Raw genomic sequence first — 1,457 nt, 5'->3', positions numbered from 1 at the left:
GAAAAAGCAATTCGTAAATTAAAACATAACTCTAGAAGCAAAATCTTAAAAACATATTTGGGATAAGCTTTAGTTTTATATCATAAAAAAAGGAGTAACTAATACTAGTTGCTCCTTTTTTTATGATTTTTTTCAATGTAAATACCTAACTAAGAATAATTTAGTTTTGTAATATTTACTTCTGATAAAATTTCATTTAGGCTCTCTACAAATGATAAGTAAGCCGAGTTGTTTTGGTTTGCCATAACAAAAGATTTTTTTGGGGTTTATTAAATGTATAGAAACAAGAATAAAACTTATATGTAATCTAATTCTATTAATTCATTAAGACTTAAAATTTCGTTTAAATCATGTAAGAAGTTTAGGTATTCTTCTCCGTAAGTATCGTATAACATAATAAGTAGGTTATTTGGGTTTCTAATCTGGTCTAAAACTACAGAAACACTTTGGGTGTGACAATTAAATGTGGTGAACTTATTCTTTTTTGTTGTGAAACATCACCTTTAATATAATTACCAATTAAATTGATATTTTAACCTACCAGTTACCGCCAAATAAAACTCATTAGGAGTAAAAATTAATTCTTGCCTTGTTAAACCTACTGTTGCTGCTAGTATATTCTTGGTGCTCTTTACTGTAAAATTATAGGTTAGCGCAATATCTTGTGACTCTAAGTAAAAAATAGATTCAGATAGTAAAACATTATTTTCTGTTAACTGTGTAGTTTCTGGAGAAAACCCAAAACCAAACTGTACATCTAAATAATTGTATTTGTCTTTTAAATACCTACGAGCCGTAAAACTATTAGAAAAACTTACAGAACCATCATTACTAGGGTTTACGTAAGGTCTCCACGATAAATAATAGTTACCCGGATACCAACTAACAGAACCGGTTAATACCGTTGCATTTTTACCACTAAATTCTAAATAGCGTGCACCTATAGATACTTCTAAAGACTTTGGTAGAGACCTGTACAACTCACCTCCTATTCTATGGGAAGGAAAAATTTCTGAATCTGAAAATGCATAGCTCGTATAAGCATACATTTTTTTACCAATTTTGGGGTACGCATCTAATTGAAACTGCACACCATTTGTATTAAACCTGTTACTATAATTAATTGTTGGTATTACATCTCCGTATTTAGTAGTGCGTTTATAAGCAATACTAGCAATAGACATTGTACTATATACTTTGTTAAAAGACTGTGCCTCTGCTGTTATTAAAATTGCATTTTTACTTTCAGTTTCTAATTGTTCTTCTTGTTCTATAGTTTGTGCTAAATCTTGATTAACCACATTTGTTTTTTCTATTTCAGTTAGGGCATCATTTTTTAACGCAATTAAATCTTTATTTCCTGGTATAGATTTTAATCCTTTATTGGCTAATCCAATAGCTATATTATAGTTTTTAGCATACATTTCATTTTTTATTGCGGCTACCCAAACTTCTAT

Annotated in this window: 1 protein-coding gene; it reads right to left on the bottom strand. The window is 29.2% G+C overall.

The window, feature by feature from the left end; all coding sequences use genetic code 11:
* Nucleotides 1-512: 512 nt before the first annotated feature.
* Nucleotides 513-1,457: YaiO family outer membrane beta-barrel protein (locus ABJD66_RS11635; protein ID WP_348131720.1), on the bottom strand; the 945-nt coding region annotated here is incomplete at its 5' end.

Origin of the sequence: Cellulophaga sp. (genome assembly GCF_039943695.1) — a bacterium.
Classification (GTDB): Bacteria; Bacteroidota; Bacteroidia; order Flavobacteriales; family Flavobacteriaceae; genus Cellulophaga.
The sequence above is the reverse complement of the archived record's forward strand: the minus strand, read 5'-3'. Positions and strand labels throughout refer to the sequence as shown.